This window comes from Frigoribacterium sp. Leaf415 (assembly GCF_001424645.1).
In the GTDB taxonomy this organism is placed as follows: domain Bacteria; phylum Actinomycetota; class Actinomycetes; order Actinomycetales; family Microbacteriaceae; genus Frigoribacterium.
Map to the genome: position 1 here is coordinate 1,137,294 of NZ_LMQR01000001.1, position 22,440 is coordinate 1,159,733.

The window sequence follows — 22,440 nt, forward strand, 5'->3', positions numbered from 1 at the left end:
ATGAGACGCGCAAAGATCGTCGCCACCCTCGGGCCGGCGACGTCGAGCTACGACGACATCCGGGCGATCATCGACGCCGGCGTCGACGTCGCCCGCATGAACCTCAGCCACGGCAGCTACGACGTCCACGAGGGCGTCTACGCGAACGTCCGCCAGGCGTCCGCCGACTCGGGTCGCGCCGTCGCGGTCCTCGTCGACCTGCAAGGCCCCAAGATCCGTCTCGGCAAGTTCGCCGACGGCCCGCACGATCTCGAGGTCGGCGACGTCTTCAAGATCACCACCGACGAGATCCTGGGCTCCAAAGAGATCTGCGGCACGACGTTCAAGGGTCTTCCCGACGACGTCAAGGCGGGTGACCCGCTCCTGATCGACGACGGCCGCGTCAAGCTCCGCGTCCTCGAGACCGACGGGACCGTCGTGACGACCGAGGTCGTCGTCGCCGGCACCGTCTCGAACAACAAGGGCATCAACCTCCCGGGCGTGGCGGTCAACGTCCCCGCCCTCTCCGACAAAGACGAGGCCGACCTGCGCTGGGGCCTCCAGCTGGGTGCCGACCTGATCGCCCTCTCGTTCGTGCGTGACGCGGACGACGTCGTGCGCGTGCACGAGATCATGGCCGAAGAGGGCCGCAAGGTCCCCGTCTACGCGAAGATCGAGAAGCCCCAGGCCGTCGACAACCTCGAGGCGATCATCGACGCGTTCGACGGCATCATGGTCGCCCGCGGCGACCTCGGCGTCGAGCTGCCCCTCGAGGCCGTGCCCATCGTGCAGAAGCACGCGGTCGAGCTGTCGCGTCGCATGGCCAAGCCGGTCATCGTCGCCACCCAGATGCTCGAGTCGATGATCTCGAGCCCGATCCCCACGCGTGCCGAGACCTCCGACGTCGCCAACGCCGTCCTCGACGGCACCGACGCGGTCATGCTCTCGGGCGAGACGAGCGTCGGCGAGTACCCCGTCATCACGGTGCAGACCATGGCGCGCATCGTCGCCTCCACCGAAGAGCACGGTCTCGAGCGCATCCCCCCGCTGGGCACCCGTCCCCGCACCCAGGGCGGCGCCATCACGCTGGCCGCGGCCGACGTCGCCGAGTTCGTCCAGGCGAAGTTCCTCTGCGTCTTCACCGAGTCTGGTGACTCGGTCCGTCGCATGTCGCGTCTGCGCCACTCGATCCCCATCCTGGCCTTCACGCCCAACGAGGCCATCCGACGCCGCATGGCGATCAGCTGGGGTGTGCAGTCCTACCTGGTCGAGACCGTCACGCACACCGACGCGATGTTCGCGCAGGTGGACGACATCCTGCTCGGCAACGATCTCGCCGAGTCGGGCGACAAGGTCATCGTGATCGCCGGGTCCCCTCCCGGGATCGCGGGTTCGACGAACGACCTCCGGGTGCATCGGGTGGGCGACGCCCACGGCGAGGCCGCCCCGGCCTACGCGTCGCAGCCCTGACACACCGCGACATCTCTGGCGAAGCCGGGGCGATCCCATCGGATCGTCCCGGCTTCGTCGTGTCGGCGGGGCGTACGCTCACGGCATGTCCGTGGACGCCCGACACCCCTCGTGCTTCGTATTCGAGGCCCGTCTGTACGTCGTACCGTCGTGGAGCGGTCACGGCGTGGCCGAGACGCGACGCAGCCTCGGCCCCGAGATCCGGGAGACCAGCCGAGGAGGCGCGGGGCCGGGCCGGTGGGCGGCTCTCGGTGCCCTCGTCGGCGGCTCGTTCCTCGGGGGAGTGGCCGCGACCGTGTGGCGGGTCGACGGCCTCTGGGCACTGTCGCTCGTCTTCGTCCTGGGTGCCGGGGTCGGTGCCGTGCTCGCCATCGGGACCCGGACGATCTTCCACGAGGGAGCGGGCGACCAGGTAGCAGCGGTCGAGGCCCCGAATCCGTCGGATCGACGCCTTCCGGCCGTCGAGGTCCCCTGGGACGTGGCCCGCGCGGCTCCCGAGGACTCCACCGGGGACGAACTCGTCCTCTGGTCGACCCTGACCAGCCGGTACCGCGACGCCCGAGAAGCCCTCGTCGCCGGTGGCGGTGACGACGACCGGTTCACCGACCCCCGCGAGGCCGGAGCACGAATGGCCGAGTGGGAGTCCGCCTACCGGACGGCGAGCCGGGACTACGAACCGGTGGCGCGCCTCCTCGGCTTTCCCCTGCCCTGACGTCACGATCTCTCGCACTCGTGCCGGGGACGGAGAAAGCCCCGACCCGCGTGAGCGGATCGGGGCTTTCGGTTCAGTGGCGGGCGAGCCCGCCGACTGACGGCGTCACGAGGACGCCACCGAGTCAGATGACGCGGATGTTCTCGGCCTGGAGGCCCTTGTTGCCCTGAGCCGTGTCGAACTCGACCTTCTGGTTCTCTTCCAGGTTGCGGTAGCCGTCGCCGGCGATCGCGGAGAAGTGCGCGAAGACGTCAGTGGTTCCGTCGTCGGGGGTGATGAAGCCGAAGCCCTTTTCGGAGTTGAACCACTTAACGGTGCCTGTTGCCATTTTTCTATTTCCTTCAATCAGAGTTGTCGATCCCGATTTCGAGATCGCTCGTCGCGGTGCCTTTTTGTCCGCTCCCTCTGAGAACGACGCCACCGTCGGAACCCCTCTCGGTGAGAGGAGGCCTCCGGCACGTCGCGAGATACAAATGCGTAACACAACAACCAGTTCCATCAGCGTAGTGCACGGAGGCCCGCGGGCACACCCTCTGAGCAGAACTCGTGTCGGCGTGTCGCCTCGACGGCCGGACGAGGCAAGGCGAGCCACATCTCGTCGGCACGGTCACGACAGGGCTGGTGCTCGTTCGCGCCGGGGCTGGTGCCGGATGTGGGACTCGAACCCACACGCCCTCACGGACAGAGCATTTTGAGTGCTCCGCGTCTGCCATTCCGCCAATCCGGCGCACAACAACCAGGTCGACAATACCGTAGGCTTCACGTCGTGAGTGACCAGGAAGCAACCCCAGCAGCACCCCGTCGCGTCGTCGTGGCCGAAGATGAGTCCCTCATCCGCCTCGACATCGTCGAGATCCTCCGCGACAACGGTTTCGAGGTGGTGGGCGAGGCCGGAGACGGCGAGACCGCCGTCGCCCTCGCGACCGAGCTGCGCCCCGACCTCGTCATCATGGACGTCAAGATGCCCCAGCTGGACGGCATCTCCGCCGCCGAGCGGCTCTCGAAGGCGCACATCGCGCCGGTCGTCCTGTTGACCGCGTTCAGCCAGAAAGAGCTCGTCGAGCGGGCGAGCGAGGCCGGCGCCCTCGCCTATGTCGTGAAGCCCTTCACGCCGAACGACCTGCTGCCCGCGATCGAGATCGCCCTCTCGCGGTACGCACAGATCATCACGCTCGAGGCCGAGGTCGCCGACCTGGTCGAGCGGTTCGAGACCCGCAAGCTCGTCGACCGGGCCAAGGGCCTGCTGAACGAGAAGATGGGGCTCACCGAGCCCGAGGCCTTCCGGTGGATCCAGAAGGCGTCCATGGACCGCCGTCTGACGATGCACGACGTCGCCCAGGCGATCATCGAACAGCTCAGCGCCAAGAAGTAGTCGTCCGCGACGAGAGAAGGCCCGCCCCGACGATCGGGGCGGGCCTTCTCTCGTCGGCGGCCTAGTCTCGGGCGTCCGTGAGGAAGTTCGTGATGCGGACCGTGGACAGGAGGCGGCCGCGGTCGTCGGTCATGACGACCTGGTGCGTGGTCAGGGTGGAGCCGAGGTGCAGGGCCGTGCAGGTGCCCGTCACCCAGCCGGTCGCAGCCGACCGACTGTGACTGGCGTTGAGTTCGATGCCCATGGCGACGCGGCCGGCTCCGGCGTGGACGTTCGCCGCGACCGACCCGAGGGTCTCGGCCAGGACGACGTGCGCGCCACCGTGCAGGATGCCGACCGGCTGCGTGTTGCCCTCCACGGGCATCCGGCCCACGGCCCGGTCGGCGCTCATCTCGTCGATGACGATGCCCATCTTCTCGGCAAGCGCGCCGACACCCCGACGGCCGAACAGCTCGACGGCGGCGGCACTCAGGGACGCGTCCGACGAGACGGTCCTCTCGGCGTCGTTCGGGACGGCGGACGGACTGCTCATGGTTCTCCGGGTGCTCGGACCGAGGCGCCCGGCGACGGTGTCGGGGGTGCCCGCTAGGCTGACGTGGTGACGGACGACACGAAGCCTACCCTCCTGGTCATCGACGGCCATTCCCTCGCTTTCCGGGCCTTCTACGCCCTGCCGGTCGACAGTTTCGTGAACCGCGAGGGCCAGCACACCAACGCCATCCACGGCTTCATCTCGATGCTGCTCAGCCTGCTCAAAGCCGAGAAGCCGACGCATCTGGCCGTCGCGTTCGACATCTCGCGATTCTCCTTCCGCACCCGTGAGTACCCCGAGTACAAGGGCACCCGGTCCGAGACCCCTCCCGAGTTCGTCGGTCAGATCCCGCTCCTGCAGGAGGCGCTGCACGCCATGGGCATCACGACCATCACGAAAGAGGACTTCGAGGCCGACGACATCCTCGCGACCCTCGCCACCCGCGGTCGCGACGACGGTTACCGGGTCCTGGTGGTGTCCGGCGACCGCGACGCCATCCAGATGGTCAACGACGACGTCACCCTCCTCTACCCCTCGGCCCGAGGCGTCAGCGAGCTCACCCGATACGACCGAGACAAGGTCTTCGAGCGGTACGGCATCGAGCCCCACCAGTACCCCGAGGTCGCCGCCCTGGTCGGCGAGACGAGCGACAACCTCATCGGCATCGACAAGGTGGGGGAGAAGACCGCCGTCAAGTGGATCAACCTCTACGGCGGTCTCGACGAGATCATCGCGCGTGCCGACGAGATCAAGGGCGTCGTCGGGCAGAAGCTGCGCGAGCAGAAAGAGAACGCCGTCCGCAACCGCCGACTGAACCGCCTCGTCACCGACGTCGAGCTCCCGGTGGGGCCCGGCGACCTCGAGCGCCGGGGCATCGACGAGGCCGCCGTCCGTGAGCTGTTCGACAAGCTGCAGTTCCGCACCCTGCTCGACCGCGTCCTGGCCCTGTCGGAATCGACCGACGCGTCTGCCGCGAACTCGGGCGAGCCGACCGTGACGGCGGCACCCGAGGGCCTCCCCGTGGTCCGGACCCTCATCGACGAAGAACTCGCCTTCTGGCTGAAGAAACACGCGTCCGATCCCGAGAAGCCCGTCGGCCTGACCGTCGAGTACGGCGCGGACGGCATCGTCGGGCTCGGCATCTCGTCCCTCGACGAGTCGGCGTACGTGCCCTGGGCCGCGGGTCGCGGCGACTACGTCGCCCTCGAGGCCTGGCTCGACGACGCCACGCCCAAGGTGGTCCACGACGCGAAGCGGGCCTACAAGGCGCTCTCCCGCGCCGGCCTGACCCTGACGGGCATCGTCGGCGACCCCCGGGTCGCCGCCTGGCTTCTGCGCCCGGGCCGCACGTCTTTCGCGCTCTCCGACCTCGTCTACGAACAGCTGGGCGAGACCCTGCCCGTCGGCGACCCCAACCAGCTCGTGTCCGCCGACGACGACGTCAACGTGGCCTCCGAGGCCTGGTATGTCCTCCGTCTGTCCGAGTCGCTGGTGACGGCCCTCGACGAAGGCTCTCGACGGGTGCTCACCGAGATCGAGTTGCCGCTCGTCCCGGTACTGGGCGACATGGAACTCACGGGTGTCGCGGCCGACCGCGACACGCTCAAGGCGCTCTCGCTGCGGTTGGGCGAACAGGCAGGCGAGTTGGCGTCGGCCGCCTTCGCCGAGATAGGACGAGAGGTCAACCTCGGCTCGCCCAAACAACTCCAAGAGGTGCTCTTCGAACAGCTCGAGATGCCCAAGACCCGGGCCACGAAGACGGGCTACTCGACGGACGCCGCCTCCCTGGCCGATCTGCAAGAGAAGCACCCGCACCCCTTCCTCGACCTGCTGTTGAAGCACCGCGACGCGACGAAACTGCGTCAGATCATCGAGACGCTCGAGAAGTCGATCGCGGACGACGCCCGCATCCACACGACCTACGACCAGACGGGCACGACGACCGGGCGCATCTCGTCCGTCGACCCCAACCTCCAGAACATCCCGGTCAAGGCCGCCGTCGGTCGCGAGATCCGTGCGGCGTTCGTGCACGGGCCCGACTACGAGACGCTCCTCACGGCCGATTACTCGCAGATCGAGATGCGCATCATGGCGCACCTCTCGGGTGACGAGGGGCTGATCCAGGCGTTCAACGAGGGCGAAGACCTCCACCGGTTCGTCGGTGCCCGCATCTTCGGGGTGGAACCCGCCGACGTCACCCCTGCCATGCGCACGAAGGTCAAGGCCATGTCCTACGGCCTCGCCTACGGACTCAGCGCCTTCGGTCTGTCGAAGCAGCTGCGCATCGAGACGGCCGAGGCCCGCCAGCTCATGACCGACTACTTCGCCCGGTTCGGTGCCGTACGCGAGTACCTCCGCAACGTCGTCGAGCAGGCACGCGAAGACGGTTACACCGAGACCATCTACGGTCGGCGCCGTCCCTTCGCCGACCTCAAGTCGCCGAACCGCGTCCTGCGCGAGAACGCCGAGCGAGCCGCGTTGAACGCACCGATCCAGGGCTCGGCGGCCGACATCATGAAGATCGCGATGCTCGGCGTCCGATCCGAACTCGACGAACGAGAGATGGGCTCGCGAGTGCTGCTGCAGGTGCACGACGAACTCATCGTCGAGGTCGCACCGGGCGAGGTCGACGACGTGCGAGAGATCGTCCGCCGACGCATGAGCAGCGCTGCAGATCTGCGGGTGCCGCTCGACGTCAGCGTCGGCCTCGGCGAGAGCTGGGACGCCGCCGCCCACTGAACCGACGACTCCGCCTCCCCGATGCGCGCCTCTGCCGGGCCCGCGTCCGGGAGGGGAGGGGCCGTCGGGGCGGATCGTCCTCCGGTTCGGAGGCCGCGCCTCCTCGTCCCTCATGTCCCGGGCGCACCCGATCCATGGCCCGGACGGCCCCGCTCGGGCATCTGATGCCCGATCGTCGGGCATCCGGCTGCCCATCGGGCAGCGAAATGCCCCTGACCCGGGCACAAACGGACACGACACGCGGCACAGACTTGACCGAGCCACACAAACGGACTTATATAAGCGCAGATCAACAGCAGTTGAACTCCTTCCGCACTTCCGCACCACCGGTCAGCCCTCGAGGCGACCGTGCAGTCCGACGACGAGGTCTTCCATGTACGCACCGGAGCGTCACCAGCAGATCCTCGACACCGCCCTGTCCCGGGGCCGGGTCGAGGTCGCCGGTCTCGCACGAGAGCTCTCCGTCGCGCCCGAGACCGTGCGCCGCGACCTGACGGCCCTCGAGCGCCGGGGAGTTCTGCGCCGCGTGCACGGGGGCGCCATCGCCATGGAGCGCCTCGGCATCGAGCCCCCCGTGGTCGACCGCGAGGGCACGGCCGCGGCCGAGAAGGAGCACATCGCCCGGGCAGCCCTCGACGAACTGCCCGACGGCGGCTCGATCATCGTCGACGCCGGCACCTCGACCATCCGTCTCGCCGAACTGCTGCCCCTCGACCGCGAGCTGACGGTGGTCACGCACTCCCTCGCCGTCGCCACCATCCTCATCAGCCGACCGAACGTCACGCTGCACCTGCTCGGTGGGCTCATCCGCACCCGCACGTACTCGGCGGTGGGGGACTGGACGCGGGCCCAGATAGCGGACGTCTTCGCCGACGTCGCGTTCATCGGCACGAACGGCGTGTCGGTCGAGCGCGGCATCAGCACCCCCGATCTGGCGGAGGCGCGGGTCAAGCGCGCGCTCATCGCCGCGTCACGACGCACCGTCGTCCTCGCCGACCACACCAAGTTCGGTCGCGAGGACTTCGCCAAGGTCGCGCCGCTCACCGACGTCGACACCGTCATCACCGACTCCGGCGTGGACGCCGAGCTGGCCGACGACGTCGAACAGGCCGGCCCCCGGGTCGTGATCGCATGACGCGAGTCCGGCCGGCCACCCTCGTACCACCCCGACGCACCACAGCACCTCACACCACCTCCACCACCTCACATCCCTCTCGTCGCTGAGAGCAACAAGGAGAAGTCCTCACCATGTCCGAATTCACCCCCACCGTCACCGGTACGGGAGCCCGAGCGCGCGTCCAGCGCTTCGGCGGCTTCCTGGCCGGCATGATCATGCCGAACATCGGCGCCTTCATCGCCTGGGGCCTCATCACGGCCCTCTTCATCCAGACCGGTTGGACGCCGGTTCCCCAGCTCGGCGGCTTCGGCGAGATGTCGGACGGCACGCCGTGGCCCGGTCTCGTCGGCCCGATCATCAAGTACCTCCTGCCGATCTTGATCGCCTACACGGGTGGTCGCATGGTCCACGGACAGCGCGGTGCCGTCATCGGTGCCGTCGCCGTCATGGGCGTCATCGTCGCCACCGACGTGCCGCAGTTCCTGGGCGCGATGATCGTCGGTCCGCTCGCCGCCTGGGTCCTGAAGCAGTTCGACAAGCTCGTCGACGGCCGCATCAAGTCCGGCTTCGAGATGCTCGTCAACAACTTCTCGCTCGGCATCATCGGTGGCGCCATGGGCGTCCTGGCCTTCTTCGGCCTGGCCCCGGTCACCACGGCGATCACCAACGTCTTCGGCGGTGCCGTCGGGTTCCTCGTCGACCGCGGCCTGCTGCCCCTCGCGTCGATCATCATCGAGCCCGCCAAGGTGCTGTTCCTCAACAACGCCATCAACCAGGGCATCCTGACCCCGCTCGGTGGCACGCAGGTGCAAGAGGCCGGCAAGTCGATCCTCTTCATGCTCGAGTCGAACCCCGGCCCGGGCCTCGGCATCCTCCTCGCGTACCTCTTCTTCGGTCCGCGCGCCATCCGCCCCTCCGCCCCGGCCGCGATCATCGTCCACTTCTTCGGCGGCATCCACGAGATCTACTTCCCGTACGTGCTCATGAAGCCGATCCTGCTCGTCGCCGCCGTCCTCGGTGGTGCGACCGGCATCGCGACCTTCGCGCTCTTCAACGTCGGCCTCGTCGGTCCCGCGTCGCCCGGCAGCATCATCGCCTACACGCTCGTCGCCGCCCGCGGGGACCTTCTCCCGATCTACCTGGGTATCCTGCTCTCGGCGGCCGTCTCGTTCGTCGTCTCGTCCCTCCTGATGGGCTTCGGCCGCAAGGAGAACCGCGAGGCCCGTGCCGAGGACGCCGCCGCGCAGGAGCAGGCTCTCGCCGACGCCCAGGCCGCCACCGCGGCCAACAAGGCCACCAGCAAGGGCACCGCGGCACCCACCGCCTAGCCGGCCCGCACCACCAGTCAGCACCACCACCACACAAGGAGAAGGTCATGGCAACCCTCGACGGTTCCAGCATCAAGAAACTCATCGTCGCGTGCGACGCGGGAATGGGCAGCAGCGTCATGCTGGCGTCCACGCTCAAGAAGCAGCTGAAGAAGAGCGGTGTCACCGTCGAGCACTCGCCCGTCGCGTCGATCCCGTCGGACGCCGACGTCGTCGTCACCCAGAACAACCTGGCCGAGCGTGCCCGCGGCGTCGTGCCGAACGTGCCCGTGGTGCCGTTCCAGTTGTTCATGGGAGACCCCAACGTCGCCAAGATCGTCAAGGCGATCCAGGACGGCTCGACGGTCGAGGTCTGACGATGACCGACCAGCAGGCACCCGAGCTCTCGGCGCTCCTCGCCGAGTCGTCCATCCGACTCGACGAGGTCGCAGCCTCGCGTGACGAGGCCATCCGCAAGACGGGTCAGGCCCTCATCGACGCGGGCGCGATCGACGAGACGTACGTCGACGCGATGTTCGAGCGTGAGAACTCGGTGTCCACCTACGTCGGCGAGGGTGTGGCGATCCCGCACGGCACCCTCGCCGGCAAGGACTCGGTCAAAGAGGACGCCCTCGTCGTCCTGCGGTTCCCGACCCCGGTCGACTGGCACGGCAACGAGGTCTCGGTCACGGTCGGCATCGCCGCCAAAGGTAACGGCCACATCGCGATCCTCAGCCAGCTCGCCAGCATCCTGATGGACCCTGACAAGGCCGCCGCCCTGCGCGGATCGACCACGACCGCCGAGGTCTACGAGTTGCTCGCGTCGACCGACGACGACGACTGACCCCCACCCCCCTCCAGAGGAGAAGACATGCCAGAACGTTCCGTCACCATCGCCTCGAGCGTCGGGCTGCACGCCCGTCCCGCCTCGTTGTTCAGCCAGGCCGCCGGCAAGACCGGCGCCAAGGTCACGCTGACCTCCGCGGCCGGCAAGAGCGTCAACGCCGCCAGCATCCTGGGCGTGCTCTCGCTGGGCATCGGCCACGGTGAAGAGGTCGTCGTCGCGACCGAAGGCGACAACGCCGAGGCCGCCCTCGACGAGCTCGTCGCGCTCCTCGCGACCGACCTCGACAAAGAGTAGACACCTTCACCAGCACGGGGCGCCCGCCGACGAGAGTCGGCGGGCGCCCCGTTCGTCGTGGGAGCCGAGGAGGCGCGGTCCGGGCCCTCCGGCACCGCGCCTCCTGCGTCACTAGGCTCGTCGGCATGACCGATCCCGCGACGACGCCCACCCCGCGCACACCGACCCCCGTCGACGGGGTCGCCGAACGCTGGGTGGACACCCTCTGCGAGCTCGACCCGACCACCGCGACCTGGATCGGCCGTGAGGGCCGCACCGGCGAGTACGGCGACTACTCGCCCGAGGGTCACGCACGCCGCGTCGAGGCCGTCCGGGCCGCTCTGGCCGAACTGCGGAGCACCGCCCCCGTGGACGACGTCGACCGCGTCACCCGGGACGACCTGACGAGCGAGCTCCAGCTCGACCTCGAGTACGCCGAGCAGCGACTCGAACTGCGCGACCTCAACGTCATCGCGTCGCCGGCACAGGGCATCCGCGAGGTGTTCGACCTGATGCCGACCGACTCCGAAGGGGACTGGGTCGACGTCGCGTCCCGCCTCGGTCGGGTACGGACCGCCGTCGACCAGTACGTCGAGACCTTGCGTGCCGGCATCGCCGGGGGAGTGACCCCCGCCCGCCGGCAGGTCGAGAAGGTGGCCGAGCAGTGCGCCCGCATCGGTGCCGCCGACGGCTTCTTCACCGAGTTCGTCGGCGGAGCCCGGCTCGGCGACGGCAGCGAACCCGGCACGGCACTGGCTCGGGACCTCGCCTCGGGTGCCTCGTCGGCCGCGGATGCCTACGTCCACCTGCGACGCTTCCTCCTGGACGACCTGCTCCCCGCCGCCACCGCCGTGGACGCCGTCGGACGCGACGCCTACGCCCTCCACTCGCGACGCTTCCTCGGGGCGACGGTCGACCTGGACGAGACCTACGACTGGGGGATCGACGAGCTCGCCCGGATGACGAGCGAACAAGAGGCCGTCGCTCGGCAGATCGAACCCGGGGCGTCGGTCTCCCGGGCCATCGAGCTGCTCGACGCCGACCCCGCACGCCAGCTCGTCGGCACCGACGCCCTCCGCGCCTGGATGCAAGAGCTGAGCGACCGGGCCGTCGCCGAGTTGGGACGCGACCAGTTCGACATCCCCGAGCCGGTCCGCCGGCTGGAGTGCCGCATCGCGCCGACGAAGGACGGCGGCATCTACTACACGAGCCCCAGTGACGACTTCTCGCGACCCGGCCGCATGTGGTGGTCGGTTCCCGAGGGCGTCACCCGCTTCGGCACCTGGCGTGAGACGACGACGGTCTTCCACGAGGGCGTCCCCGGCCACCACCTGCAACTCGGCCAGGCCGTCCACAACCGGGCCACGCTGAACACCTGGCGCCGACAGCTGGCGGGGACCTCGGGGCACGCCGAGGGGTGGGCCCTCTACGCGGAGCGACTGATGGACGAGCTCGGCTGGCTCGGCGACCCGGGCGACCGGTTGGGCATGCTCGACGGTCAGCGCATGCGGGCGGCGCGCGTCGTCCTCGACATCGGCGTCCACCTCGGCAAGCCGTTCCCCGGAGGCGGCGGGTCCTGGGACGCGACGAACGCCTTCGCCTTCATGTCGGAGAACGTCAACATGGACACCGAGTTCGTGCGCTTCGAGGTCGACAGGTATCTCGGCTGGCCGGGACAGGCGCCGTCGTACAAGGTCGGTCAACGCATCTGGGAGGACCTCCGCGCCGAACGTGCTCGGCGAGAAGGAGACGCGTTCGACGTCAAGTCCTTCCACCGGGACGCCTTGCGGCTGGGCGGAGTCGGGCTCGACACGCTCCGGCGAGCCCTGCTGCACTGAGCCGTTCCGGCTGCCGACACGCCGTTGCCCACACCTGCGGCACCGCGCTAAGATGATCGCGCGCTATCTGCGTCGATCTTTCCGCACGCCGCGTTCGACACATCCCCACGGACACCGTTCGAGGGGCGAACACGGCCCGATTCATGCCCGTACTGGAGCACTAACTACATGACAACCGTAACGACCAAGGCACCCAAGCAGGTCGCCATCAACGACATCGGATCCGCTGATGACTTCCTGGCCGCGGTCGAGAAGACCCTGAAGTTCTTCAACGACGGCGACCTCATCGAAGGCACCGTCGTGAAGATCGACCGCGACGAGGTCCTCCTCGACGTCGGCTACAAGACCGAGGGCGTCATCCCCTCGCGCGAACTCTCGATCAAGCACGACGTCGACCCCACCGAGGTCGTCGAGGTCGGCGACACGGTCGAAGCCCTCGTCCTCCAGAAGGAAGACAAAGAAGGCCGTCTGATCCTGTCCAAGAAGCGCGCTCAGTACGAGCGTGCCTGGGGCGACGTGGAGAAGATCAAGGACGCCGACGGCGTCGTCACCGGTACGGTCATCGAGGTCGTCAAGGGTGGCCTCATCGTCGACATCGGCCTCCGTGGCTTCCTCCCCGCCTCGCTCATCGAGCTGCGCCGCGTCCGCGACCTCACGCCCTACCTCGGCCAAGAGATCGAGGCCAAGATCCTCGAGCTCGACAAGAACCGCAACAACGTGGTCCTGTCGCGCCGTGCCCTGCTCGAGCAGACGCAGTCCGAGAGCCGCACGACCTTCCTGAACAACCTCCACAAGGGCCAGGTCCGCAAGGGCGTCGTCTCGTCGATCGTCAACTTCGGTGCGTTCGTCGACCTGGGCGGCGTCGACGGTCTGGTGCACGTCTCCGAGCTCAGCTGGAAGCACATCGAGCACGCCAGCGAGGTCGTCGAGGTGGGCCAGGAGGTCACCGTCGAGATCCTCGAGGTCGACCTCGACCGTGAGCGCGTGTCGCTCTCGCTCAAGGCCACCCAGGAAGACCCGTGGCAGGTGTTCGCCCGCACGCACGCGATCGGTCAGGTCGCTCCGGGCAAGGTCACCAAGCTCGTCCCCTTCGGTGCGTTCGTCCGCGTGGCCGACGGCATCGAGGGCCTCGTGCACATCTCCGAGCTGTCGGCGAAGCACGTCGAGCTGGCCGAGCAGGTCGTCGCCGTCGGCGACGAGGTGTTCGTCAAGGTCATCGACATCGACCTCGACCGCCGTCGCATCTCGCTGAGCCTCAAGCAGGCCAACGAGGGTGTCGACCCCGAGGGCACCGAGTTCGACCCGGCGCTCTACGGCATGCTCACCGAGTACGACGACCAGGGCAACTACAAGTACCCCGAGGGCTTCGACCCCGAGACGAACGAGTGGCGCGAGGGCTTCGACTCGCAGCGCGAGAAGTGGGAGCAGGACTACGCTGCCGCCCAGGCGCGCTGGGAAGCCCACAAGAAGCAGGTCGCTGCCTCGCTCGTCGAAGAGACGACGTTCGACGCTCCCACGGGTTCGTCGTTCTCGGCCGAGTCCGCCTCGGGCGCCGGCACCCTCGCCGACGACGAGTCGCTCGCCGCTCTGCGCGAGAAGCTGTCGAACAACAACTGAGTCCCTCCGGTCTCGACCAGAAGGCGGTTCCCCCTCGGGGGAGCCGCCTTCCGGCGTTCCCGGCGTAGTCTCGACGTCGTGTTCGTCTGTGGATTGACCGGTGGCATCGCCGCCGGCAAGTCGGTCGTGGCCCGTCGACTCGCCGAACGGGGGGCGGCGCACGTCGACGCCGACGCCCTCGCCCGCGAGGTGGTCGAACCCGGATCGGCGGGACTCGAGGCCGTGGTCGCCCGCTTCGGGTCCGACGTGCTGCAGCCCGACGGCTCCCTCGACCGGGCCGCCCTGGGGGCCGTCGTCTTCGCCGATCCTGCCGCCCGGCGTGATCTCGAGGGCATCACGCACCCGGCCGTGCACGCTCTCTCGGCCCGGCGCATGGCAGACGCCGTCGCCGACGACCCGGAACGCGTCGTGGTCTACGACGTGCCGCTCCTCGTCGAGTCGCGAGGGACCGCCGGCTTCGACGTGGTCGTCGTCGTGCACGCCCCGCGCGAGGTGCGCCTGCGGAGGCTCGTCGAGCTGCGGGGGATGAGCGACGAGGAGGCGCGGCGCCGAGTGGACGCGCAGGCGGACGACCGTTCGCGGCTCGCCGTCGCGGACGTCGTCGTCGACTCGTCCGGGTCGCTCGAGCACACGCTGGAGCAGGCGGACGACCTCTACGAGCGGTTGCGTTCGCTGTCAGCGGCGAAGCAGGCAGCCTCCCAGGACGCGAGTGTCGGTGGTCCCTCGTAAACTGGAATCCATGGAACCGACCCGCAGCGTCCGCCCGTTCGAAGTCATCAGTGAGTTCGAACCCAGCGGCGACCAGCCGGCTGCCATCGCCGAGCTGGCGGGACGCATCAACGCGGGTGAGACAGACGTCGTCCTGCTGGGCGCCACCGGAACGGGCAAGTCCGCGACCACGGCCTGGCTCGTCGAACAGGTGCAGCGCCCCACGCTCGTCCTGGCCCACAACAAGACGCTCGCGGCCCAGTTGGCCAACGAGTTCCGGTCACTCTTCCCGAACAACGCCGTCGAGTACTTCGTGTCGTACTACGACTACTACCAGCCCGAGGCCTACGTCCCGCAGACCGACACCTTCATCGAGAAGGACAGCTCCGTCAACGCCGAGGTCGAGCGCCTGCGGCACTCGACCACGAACTCCCTGCTGAGCCGACGCGACGTCATCGTCGTCTCGACGGTGTCCTGCATCTACGGCCTCGGCACTCCCGAGGGCTACATGGAAGCCATGATCGCCCTCCAGGTCGGCATGCGGATCGACCGCGAGACGCTGATCCGTCGCTTCGTCTCGATGCAGTACCAGCGCAACGACATCGACTTCTCCCGCGGCAACTTCCGGGTGCGGGGCGACACCATCGAGATCATCCCCATGTACGAGGAACTGGCCATCCGCATCGAGATGTTCGGCGACGAGGTCGAGGCCCTGTACGCCCTCCACCCGCTCACGGGCGACGTCGTGAAGACGATGGACGCGGTGTCGGTCTTCCCGGGGTCCCACTACGTCGCGGGGACCGACGTCATGCACCGGGCGATCGGGACCATCAAGGAAGAACTCGCCACCCGACTCGACGAGCTCGACAAGCAGGGCAAGCTCCTCGAGTCCCAGCGCCTGCGCATGCGCACGACCTTCGACCTCGAGATGATGGAACAGATCGGCTTCTGCAACGGCATCGAGAACTACTCGGCTCACATCGACGGTCGGTCGCCCGGCGAGGCGCCCCACTGTCTTCTCGACTACTTCCCCGACGACCTGCTCGTGGTGATCGACGAGTCGCACGTCACGGTGCCCCAGATCGGTGCCATGTACGAGGGCGACGCCTCGCGCAAACGCACCCTCGTCGACCACGGCTTCCGGCTGCCGAGTGCCCTCGACAACAGGCCGCTCAAGTTCGAGGAGTTCCTCGACCGCGTCGGCCAGAAGGTCTACCTCTCGGCGACACCCGGCAAGTACGAGCTGGGCATCACCGACAGCGTGGTCGAACAGATCATCCGCCCCACCGGGCTCATCGATCCCGAGATCGTGGTCAAGCCGTCCGCGGGCCAGATCGACGACCTGCTCGAAGAGATCCGCACACGGGTCGAGATCGACGAACGCGTCCTGGTCACCACCCTGACCAAGAAGATGGCCGAAGAACTCACCGACTTCCTCACCGAGGCAGGCGTGCGGGTTCGGTACCTGCACTCCGACGTCGACACGCTCCGACGGGTCGAACTGCTGACCGAACTGCGCCAGGGGGTCTACGACGTGCTCGTCGGCATCAACCTGCTCCGTGAGGGCCTCGACCTCCCTGAGGTGTCGCTCGTCGCCATCCTCGACGCCGACAAAGAGGGTTTCCTCCGCTCGTCGACATCCCTCATCCAGACCATCGGTCGTGCGGCCCGCAACGTGTCGGGCCAGGTGCACATGTACGCCGACGTGATGACCGACTCGATGAAACAAGCACTCGAAGAGACCGATCGTCGTCGCGAGAAGCAGGTCGCCTACAACCTCGAGCGCGGCATCGATCCCCAGCCGTTGCGGAAGAAGATCGCCGACATCACCGAGGTCCTGGCCCGAGAGGGCGCCGACACGGCTCGCCTCCTCGCGGATCGCCAGGGCGGCAAGCGCGCCCCCACGCCGAACCTCCGCCGCGAGGGCAAGGCGGCCAGCGCGGCGAACGGTCTCGAAGCCATCATCGCCGACCTCAACGAGCAGATGTTGCAGGCCTCGGCCGAGCTCAAGTTCGAGTTGGCCGGTCGGCTCCGCGACGAGGTCGCCGACCTCAAGAAAGACCTGCGCCAGATGGAGGCGGCCGGCCATGCCCGGTGATCGTCGCCGTGTCGTCGTCACGGGTGCGACCGCGGGGCTCGGCTATTACTCCGCCGAGCGGCTCGTCACGGCCGGTCATCAGGTCGTCCTCGCGGCCCGCGACGCCGAGAGAGCCGTCAGGGCCGCCGATCTCCTGCGCAGACGCGTGCCCGGGGCCGACGTCGACACCGTCGCCCTCGACCTCGCCGATCTCGCGTCGGTCCGCTCGGGTGCGTCCGCCATCGCCGCCGGGGGACCGGTCGACGGCCTGCTGGCCAACGCAGGCGTCGTCGGTTCCCGTCGGCGTCAGACGACGACCGACGGCTTCGAGCTCCAGTTCGGCACCAACCACCTCGGCCACTTCGCGCTGGTCTCGCACCTCCTTCCGGCACTCGAGTCGGCCGAGAGAGCACGAGTCGTGCACCTCGGCAGCATCAGCCACCGGTGGGTGCGACTCGACCTCGACGATCCCATGATGGTCTCGAGCTATTCGGGGGCCGTCGCCTACGCGCGATCCAAGCTCGCGGTCATGACCTTCGGGTTCGACCTCGATCGTCGACTCCGGGCGGCCGGATCGTCGATCTCGAGCGTCGTCGCCCACCCCGGGTTCTCGTGGGAGTCCCTGAGCGACCCACGCCCGCCCGTCGTCGAACCCCACCGTCCTCCCGCCGTCCTCACCTCGATGATGCACACGTTCTCCCAGGGCAAAGAGGTCGGAGCAGAGCCCCTCGTCCACGCCCTCGTGGGCGAAGACGTGGTCGGCGGGGAATACTGGGGTCCGGCCGGATGGTTCCAGCTGACCGGTGCTCCGGCTCGCGTGCCCGCCAAACGTCATACCCGCGACGAGTCGGTCGCAGCCCGTCTCTGGCAGGTGTCGACCGGCCTGACGGGCGTCCAACCGGTCATCTCGTCCCCGGCCCCCTGACCCTGCGCCGCCGGCTGCTTCTCCCGCGGGCCTGCCCGCCACGACGACGAGCGTCGTCCACATCGACAGAATGGTAAGAGTGTCCATCTCACCTGTAGAAGGTTCCTCCACGCTGAGCGTCCGGGGTGCCCGTGTGCACAACCTGAACAACGTCGACCTCGAGATCCCGCGTGACTCGTTGGTCGTCTTCACCGGGTTGTCCGGCTCCGGCAAGTCGTCCCTCGCGTTCGACACGATCTTCGCCGAAGGGCAGAGACGGTACGTCGAGTCGCTGTCCGCCTACGCGCGGCAATTCCTGGGTCAGGTCGACCGGCCCGACGTCGACTTCATCGAGGGCCTCAGCCCGGCCGTCTCCATCGATCAGAAGTCCACGAACCGCAACCCGCGTTCCACGGTCGGCACGATCACCGAGATCTACGACTACATGCGCCTCCTCTGGGCACGGATCGGCGTGCCGCACTGCGCCGTCTGCGGCGAGAAGATCAGCAAGCAGAGCGTGCAGCAGATCGCCGACCAGCTCATGACCCTCGAGACGGGCACCCGCTACCAGGTGCTGAGCCCTGTGGTCTCGCAGAAGAAGGGCGAGTTCGTCGATCTGTTCGCCGAGCTCGCGTCCACGGGGTACTCCCGGGCCATCGTCGACGGGGAGCAGATCCAGCTCAGTTCGCCGCCCAAGCTGAAGAAACAGATCAAGCACGACATCTCGGTCGTGGTCGACCGCCTCGTCGCCTCCGATCAGGCGCTGACCCGTCTGACCGACTCGCTCGAGACCGCCCTCCGCCTGACCGACGGCCTGGTCACCATCGACTTCGTCGACACCGACGAGGGCGCGGCCGGCAAGTACCGGACGTTCTCCGAGAAGCTCTCGTGCCCGAACAACCACCCGGTCCAGCTCACCGAGATCGAACCCCGCACGTTCTCGTTCAACGCGCCCTTCGGCGCCTGCCCCGAGTGCTCGGGTCTCGGCACCAAGATGTCGGTCGACTCCGACCTGCTCCTGGGCGATCCCGAGCTGAGCCTCGCCGACGGCGTCATCCTCCCGTGGACCCAATCGGGCAAGGGCCTCTACAACTACTTCCAGAAGCTCCTCGAGGGCCTGGCCGGCGATCTCGGCTTCAGCCTCAAGACTCCGTGGCACGACCTGTCCGAGAAGGTCCAGCAGGCCGTCCTGCAGGGCAACGACTTCGAGGTCACGGTCAAATGGCGTAACCGCTTCGGGCGAGAGATGACGTACTCGACGGGTTTCGAGGGTGTGATGCCCTACATCGAGCGCAAGTACGCCGAGGCCGAGACCGACACGCAGCGCCAGCGCTACGCGTCCTACCTCCGTGAGATCCCGTGCGTCGTCTGCAAGGGCAAGCGGCTCAAGCCCGAGGTCCTCGCCGTCCTGGTCGACGGGAACGACATCGCGACGGTGTCCGAACTCAGCCTCGCCGACGCCTTCGAGTTCATGAACAGCCTCACCCTCACGACCCGCGAGGCGCGCATCGCCGCCCAGGTCCTGCGTGAGATCCGGGTCCGGCTCGAGTTCCTCCTCGAGGTGGGCCTGACCTACCTCTCCTTGGCCCGCGCCGCCGGGTCCCTCTCGGGCGGCGAGGCCCAGCGCATCCGCCTCGCGACCCAGATCGGCTCGGGCCTCACCGGGGTGCTCTACGTCCTCGACGAGCCGAGCATCGGCCTGCACCAGCGGGACAACCGCCGACTGATCGACACGCTGGTCAAACTGAAGAACCTCGGCAACACGCTGATCGTCGTCGAGCACGACGAGGACACCATCAAGACGGCCGACTGGGTCGTCGACATCGGTCCGGGTGCCGGCGTCAACGGCGGCACGGTCGTGCACTCGGGCAGCTACGAGGACCTCGTCGCGAACACCGACTCGTACACGGGCGATTACCTCGCCGGGCGGCGCTCGATCGAGACGCCCACCAGCCGTCGTCCCGTCGACAAGAAGCGCATGATCTCGGTCGTGGGCGCCAAGGCCAACAACCTGCGCGACGTCACCGTCGACTTCCCCCTGGGCACCTTCGTCGCTGTGACGGGTGTCAGCGGTTCGGGCAAGTCCTCGCTCGTGAACGACATCTTGTACAAGGTCCTGGCGAACCAGCTCAACGGAGCCCGTCAGATCCCCGGCAAGCACACGCGTGTCACGGGGCTCGACGCCCTCGACAAGGTCGTCCACGTGGACCAGGCTCCGATCGGCCGCACCCCGCGCTCGAACCCCGCGACCTACACGGGCGTCTTCGACCGCATCCGCACCCTCTTCGCCGAGACGACCGACGCGAAGGCCCGCGGCTACCTGCCGGGACGCTTCAGCTTCAACGTCAAGGGCGGCCGCTGCGAGAACTGCGCGGGTGACGGCACCATCAAGATCGAGATGAACTTCCTGCCCGACGTCTACGTCGCCTGCGAGGTGTGCGGTGGTGCGCGGTACAACCGCGACACCCTGGCGGTGCGGTACAAGGGGAAGAACATCTCCGAGGTCCTCGAGATGCCGATCAGCGAGGCCGCCGAGTTCTTCGCGCCCATCTCGGCGATCTCACGGTTCATGTCGACGCTGGTCGACGTCGGCCTGGGCTACGTGCGACTCGGTCAGAGCGCCACCACGTTGAGCGGTGGCGAGGCCCAGCGCGTGAAGCTCGCGACCGAGCTCCAGAAGCGCTCCAACGGGCGCAGCGTCTACGTGCTCGACGAGCCGACCACGGGTCTGCACTTCGAGGACGTGCGCAAGCTCCTGCTCGTCCTGAACGGTCTCGTCGAGAAGGGCAACACCGTCATCACGATCGAGCACAACCTCGACGTCATCAAGTCCGCCGACTGGCTGATCGACATGGGCCCCGAAGGAGGCGCGGGTGGCGGTACCGTCATCGCCACCGGCACGCCCGAGCACCTCGCCACCGTGCCCGAGAGCCACACCGGTGTCTTCCTGAAAGAGATCCTCGAGTCGGGTCACACCGTTCCCCGGGTCCAGAAGAAGAAGGCCACGCCGACGCGACGTCGGGAGGCCGTCGAAGCACGATGAGCAACACCGTCTCCTGGCGTCCGAAAGCGGGCGAGATCCCGACCGACCCCGGCGTCTATCGCTGGCGTGACGAGCGGGGCCGGGTCTTGTACGTCGGCAAAGCCAAGAACCTCCGGGCCCGGCTGAGCAACTACTTCGCCCCGTTGCCTTCGTTGCACGAACGAACCCGACGAATGGTCCTGACGGCGCGGTCGGTCGAGTGGACCGTCGTGGGCAGCGACATCGAGGCCCTGCAGCTCGAGTACACGTGGATCAAAGAGTTCGACCCACCGTTCAACGTCAAGTTCCGCGACGACAAGACCTACCCCTTCATGGCCGTCACCCTGGCCGACGAGGCGCCCCGGGTCATGGTCACGCGGAACCCTCGCATCAAGGGGGCGAAGTACTTCGGGCCGTACCCGAAGATCTGGGCGGTCCACGACACCATCGACCTGATGATCAAGGTCTTCCCGATCCGCACCTGCTCGGACAGCAGCTACAAGAAGGCCATGCAGACGGGCAAGCCCTGCTTTCCGGGGCAGATCGGTCGATGCGGCGGGCCCTGCTCGCACAAGGTGTCGATCGAGGAACACCGGGCGATCGTCGACGAGTTCGTCAAGTTCATGGGCAGCTACGACAAGAGGGTGATCGCCGACCTGCAGCGCTCCATGAAGACGGCCGCCGTCGAGCAGCGCTTCGAGGACGCAGCCACGTACCGTGACCAGGTGCAGGCCCTCGAGGCCGTGCTCGACAAGTCGGCGGTCGTCCTGCGGGACAACGTCGACCTCGACCTCTACGCCCTCGCCGAGGACGAGTTGGCGGCCGCCGTCCAGCTCTTCACGGTGAGGGGCGGTCGCATCCGTGGTTCCCGCGGCTGGGTCGTCGACAAAGAGATCGACATCTCGACCGGCGACCTCGTCGAGCAAGTCCTGCAGGGCATCTACACCGCCGGCGCCGAGCTTCCCCGCGAGATCGTCGTGACCGAGACGCCGGACGACAACGACGCCCTCGAGAGCGTGCTGAGCACACTTCGCGGGCGCGGACGGGTGCAGATCCACACGGCACAGCGCGGCGAGAAGGCCAACCTCATGCAGACGGCGACCCTCAACGCGCAGCAGTCGCTCATGCTCTACAAGACCCGTCGCAGCGCCGACTTCGCCACCCGGTCGACCGCCCTGGCCGACATCCAGGAGGCCCTCGGCATGAGCGACGCGCCCTTGCGAATGGAGTGCTACGACGTGTCACACCTCTCGGGCACGAACATCGTCGCCTCGATGGTCGTCTTCGAGGACGGCCTGCCGCGGAAGGACCAGTACCGGCGCTTCAACATCCCTCAGTCGACCGACGACACCGAGTCGATCTACCAGACCCTCAGCCGCCGTCTCTCACGCCTCGACGACGAACTTGCGCCCGTCGAGGAGGTGGGTGAGCAACGCAAACGGTTCGCGTACCGCCCCAACCTCCTCATCGTCGACGGCGGACAACCCCAGGTGGCGGCGGCCCGACGAGCCCTCGACGACGCCGGCGTCACGGACATCGCGCTGTGCGGCATCGCCAAACGGCTCGAGGAGATCTGGTTGCCCGACGACGACTTCCCGGTCATCCTGCCGCGCAACAGCGACGCGCTGTTCCTGATCCAGCGCATCCGGGACGAGGCGCACCGGTTCGCGATCACACACCAGCGGCAACGACGCAAGCGTGACATCTCGACGCAACTCGCCGAGATCCCGGGGTTGGGGCCCTCCCGGGTGGCCGTGCTCCTGAAGCACTTCGGCTCGGTCAAGCGGCTGAAGGATGCCGAGCTCGCCGACATCTCGGCGATCCGCGGCATCGGACCGACCCTCGCCGCGGCCGTCGTCGAACGGCTCCGCGGAGCCGAGGACGTGACGGTCGACGACGCCGTGCCCCCCACGAGCCCCGCCTAGA

General features: G+C 68.0%; 18 protein-coding genes and 1 tRNA gene. 16 read left to right on the top strand and 3 right to left on the bottom strand.

Annotation, left to right across the window (positions count from 1 at the left end; translation table 11 throughout):
* Together pyk and ASG28_RS05210 are read left to right on the top strand one after the other, a co-directional pair.
* Nucleotides 1-1,449 (top strand): pyruvate kinase, encoded by a 1,449-nt coding sequence (gene pyk / locus ASG28_RS05205; protein WP_055972757.1) that lies wholly within the window; start codon nucleotides 1-3, stop codon nucleotides 1,447-1,449.
* An 85-nt stretch (nucleotides 1,450-1,534) separates the two neighbouring features.
* Nucleotides 1,535-2,161 (top strand): hypothetical protein, encoded by a 627-nt coding sequence (locus ASG28_RS05210; protein ID WP_055972761.1) that lies wholly within the window; start codon nucleotides 1,535-1,537, stop codon nucleotides 2,159-2,161.
* A gap of 124 nt (nucleotides 2,162-2,285) precedes the next feature.
* Here the strand turns inward: ASG28_RS05210 and ASG28_RS05215 are convergent, their stop codons facing one another.
* Together ASG28_RS05215 and ASG28_RS05220 are read right to left on the bottom strand one after the other, a co-directional pair.
* On the bottom strand, nucleotides 2,286-2,489 hold the full coding sequence (locus ASG28_RS05215) for a cold-shock protein (protein ID WP_043592793.1): 204 nt from the start codon (nucleotides 2,487-2,489) through the stop codon (nucleotides 2,286-2,288).
* A 313-nt stretch (nucleotides 2,490-2,802) separates the two neighbouring features.
* A tRNA-Leu gene (locus ASG28_RS05220) sits at nucleotides 2,803-2,888 on the bottom strand.
* A 39-nt stretch (nucleotides 2,889-2,927) separates the two neighbouring features.
* Here ASG28_RS05220 and ASG28_RS05225 point away from each other — a divergent pair.
* On the top strand, nucleotides 2,928-3,533 hold the full coding sequence (locus ASG28_RS05225; RefSeq protein ID WP_043592796.1) for an ANTAR domain-containing response regulator: 606 nt from the start codon (nucleotides 2,928-2,930) through the stop codon (nucleotides 3,531-3,533).
* Nucleotides 3,534-3,594: 61 nt separating this feature from the next.
* Here the strand turns inward: ASG28_RS05225 and ASG28_RS05230 are convergent, their stop codons facing one another.
* Complete coding sequence (locus ASG28_RS05230) at nucleotides 3,595-4,065, bottom strand: PaaI family thioesterase (RefSeq protein ID WP_082454395.1); 471 nt, start codon at nucleotides 4,063-4,065, stop codon at nucleotides 3,595-3,597.
* Nucleotides 4,066-4,131: 66 nt separating this feature from the next.
* On the opposite strand from ASG28_RS05230, the gene polA reads away from it, so the two are divergent.
* The 13 genes from polA (at nucleotide 4,132) to uvrC (ending at nucleotide 22,439) form a co-directional block, all read left to right on the top strand.
* Entirely contained in the window at nucleotides 4,132-6,804 is a 2,673-nt protein-coding gene (gene polA, locus ASG28_RS05235; protein WP_055972764.1) for a DNA polymerase I, read from the top strand.
* A gap of 373 nt (nucleotides 6,805-7,177) precedes the next feature.
* The gene (locus tag ASG28_RS05240) at nucleotides 7,178-7,939 is read left to right on the top strand and encodes a DeoR/GlpR family DNA-binding transcription regulator (protein WP_055972768.1); all 762 of its coding nucleotides are present in this window, start codon (nucleotides 7,178-7,180) and stop codon (nucleotides 7,937-7,939) included.
* Between the two features lie 113 nt (nucleotides 7,940-8,052).
* A complete protein-coding gene (locus ASG28_RS16875; RefSeq protein ID WP_054146077.1) occupies nucleotides 8,053-9,249 on the top strand; it encodes a PTS mannitol transporter subunit IICB in 1,197 nt (398 codons plus the stop codon).
* 47 nt (nucleotides 9,250-9,296) lie between these two features.
* Nucleotides 9,297-9,605 (top strand): PTS lactose transporter subunit IIB, encoded by a 309-nt coding sequence (locus ASG28_RS16880; protein ID WP_043592799.1) that lies wholly within the window; start codon nucleotides 9,297-9,299, stop codon nucleotides 9,603-9,605.
* Between the two features lie 2 nt (nucleotides 9,606-9,607).
* The gene (locus tag ASG28_RS16885; RefSeq protein ID WP_055972771.1) at nucleotides 9,608-10,072 is read left to right on the top strand and encodes a PTS sugar transporter subunit IIA; all 465 of its coding nucleotides are present in this window, start codon (nucleotides 9,608-9,610) and stop codon (nucleotides 10,070-10,072) included.
* A 27-nt stretch (nucleotides 10,073-10,099) separates the two neighbouring features.
* Nucleotides 10,100-10,369: an HPr family phosphocarrier protein gene (locus ASG28_RS05260; protein WP_043592801.1), complete on the top strand. Its 270-nt coding sequence runs from the start codon at nucleotides 10,100-10,102 to the stop codon at nucleotides 10,367-10,369.
* 125 nt (nucleotides 10,370-10,494) lie between these two features.
* Nucleotides 10,495-12,186, top strand: coding sequence for a DUF885 domain-containing protein (locus ASG28_RS05265; protein WP_055972775.1), 1,692 nt, complete (start codon nucleotides 10,495-10,497; stop codon nucleotides 12,184-12,186).
* Between the two features lie 168 nt (nucleotides 12,187-12,354).
* Nucleotides 12,355-13,803 (top strand): 30S ribosomal protein S1, encoded by a 1,449-nt coding sequence (gene rpsA / locus ASG28_RS05270; protein WP_043592805.1) that lies wholly within the window; start codon nucleotides 12,355-12,357, stop codon nucleotides 13,801-13,803.
* A gap of 78 nt (nucleotides 13,804-13,881) precedes the next feature.
* Nucleotides 13,882-14,532: a dephospho-CoA kinase gene (gene coaE, locus ASG28_RS05275; RefSeq protein ID WP_055972777.1), complete on the top strand. Its 651-nt coding sequence runs from the start codon at nucleotides 13,882-13,884 to the stop codon at nucleotides 14,530-14,532.
* Between the two features lie 10 nt (nucleotides 14,533-14,542).
* On the top strand, nucleotides 14,543-16,609 hold the full coding sequence (uvrB, locus tag ASG28_RS05280) for an excinuclease ABC subunit UvrB (RefSeq protein WP_055972782.1): 2,067 nt from the start codon (nucleotides 14,543-14,545) through the stop codon (nucleotides 16,607-16,609).
* On the top strand, nucleotides 16,599-17,513 hold the full coding sequence (locus ASG28_RS05285; protein ID WP_055972785.1) for an SDR family NAD(P)-dependent oxidoreductase: 915 nt from the start codon (nucleotides 16,599-16,601) through the stop codon (nucleotides 17,511-17,513). The genes uvrB and ASG28_RS05285 overlap by 11 nt, the downstream gene beginning before the upstream one ends.
* Before the next feature lie 70 nt (nucleotides 17,514-17,583).
* Nucleotides 17,584-20,535 (top strand): excinuclease ABC subunit UvrA, encoded by a 2,952-nt coding sequence (gene uvrA / locus ASG28_RS05290; RefSeq protein ID WP_157485647.1) that lies wholly within the window; start codon nucleotides 17,584-17,586, stop codon nucleotides 20,533-20,535.
* On the top strand, nucleotides 20,532-22,439 hold the full coding sequence (uvrC, locus tag ASG28_RS05295) for an excinuclease ABC subunit UvrC (RefSeq protein WP_055972786.1): 1,908 nt from the start codon (nucleotides 20,532-20,534) through the stop codon (nucleotides 22,437-22,439). Before uvrA ends, uvrC begins: the two co-directional genes overlap by 4 nt.
* Nucleotide 22,440: the final 1 nt, after the last annotated feature.

Coding starts and splice junctions, on each gene's coding strand:
- pyk (WP_055972757.1), top strand. CDS start 1: ATGAGACGCGCAAAGATCGTCGCCACCCTCGGGCCGGCGACGTCGAGC.
- ASG28_RS05210 (WP_055972761.1), top strand. CDS start 1,535: ATGTCCGTGGACGCCCGACACCCCTCGTGCTTCGTATTCGAGGCCCGT.
- ASG28_RS05215 (WP_043592793.1), bottom strand. CDS start 2,489: ATGGCAACAGGCACCGTTAAGTGGTTCAACTCCGAAAAGGGCTTCGGC.
- ASG28_RS05230 (WP_082454395.1), bottom strand. CDS start 4,065: ATGAGCAGTCCGTCCGCCGTCCCGAACGACGCCGAGAGGACCGTCTCG.
- ASG28_RS05240 (WP_055972768.1), top strand. CDS start 7,178: ATGTACGCACCGGAGCGTCACCAGCAGATCCTCGACACCGCCCTGTCC.
- ASG28_RS16875 (WP_054146077.1), top strand. CDS start 8,053: ATGTCCGAATTCACCCCCACCGTCACCGGTACGGGAGCCCGAGCGCGC.
- ASG28_RS16880 (WP_043592799.1), top strand. CDS start 9,297: ATGGCAACCCTCGACGGTTCCAGCATCAAGAAACTCATCGTCGCGTGC.
- ASG28_RS16885 (WP_055972771.1), top strand. CDS start 9,608: ATGACCGACCAGCAGGCACCCGAGCTCTCGGCGCTCCTCGCCGAGTCG.
- ASG28_RS05260 (WP_043592801.1), top strand. CDS start 10,100: ATGCCAGAACGTTCCGTCACCATCGCCTCGAGCGTCGGGCTGCACGCC.
- ASG28_RS05265 (WP_055972775.1), top strand. CDS start 10,495: ATGACCGATCCCGCGACGACGCCCACCCCGCGCACACCGACCCCCGTC.
- rpsA (WP_043592805.1), top strand. CDS start 12,355: ATGACAACCGTAACGACCAAGGCACCCAAGCAGGTCGCCATCAACGAC.
- uvrB (WP_055972782.1), top strand. CDS start 14,543: ATGGAACCGACCCGCAGCGTCCGCCCGTTCGAAGTCATCAGTGAGTTC.
- ASG28_RS05285 (WP_055972785.1), top strand. CDS start 16,599: ATGCCCGGTGATCGTCGCCGTGTCGTCGTCACGGGTGCGACCGCGGGG.
- uvrA (WP_157485647.1), top strand. CDS start 17,584: ATGGTAAGAGTGTCCATCTCACCTGTAGAAGGTTCCTCCACGCTGAGC.
- uvrC (WP_055972786.1), top strand. CDS start 20,532: ATGAGCAACACCGTCTCCTGGCGTCCGAAAGCGGGCGAGATCCCGACC.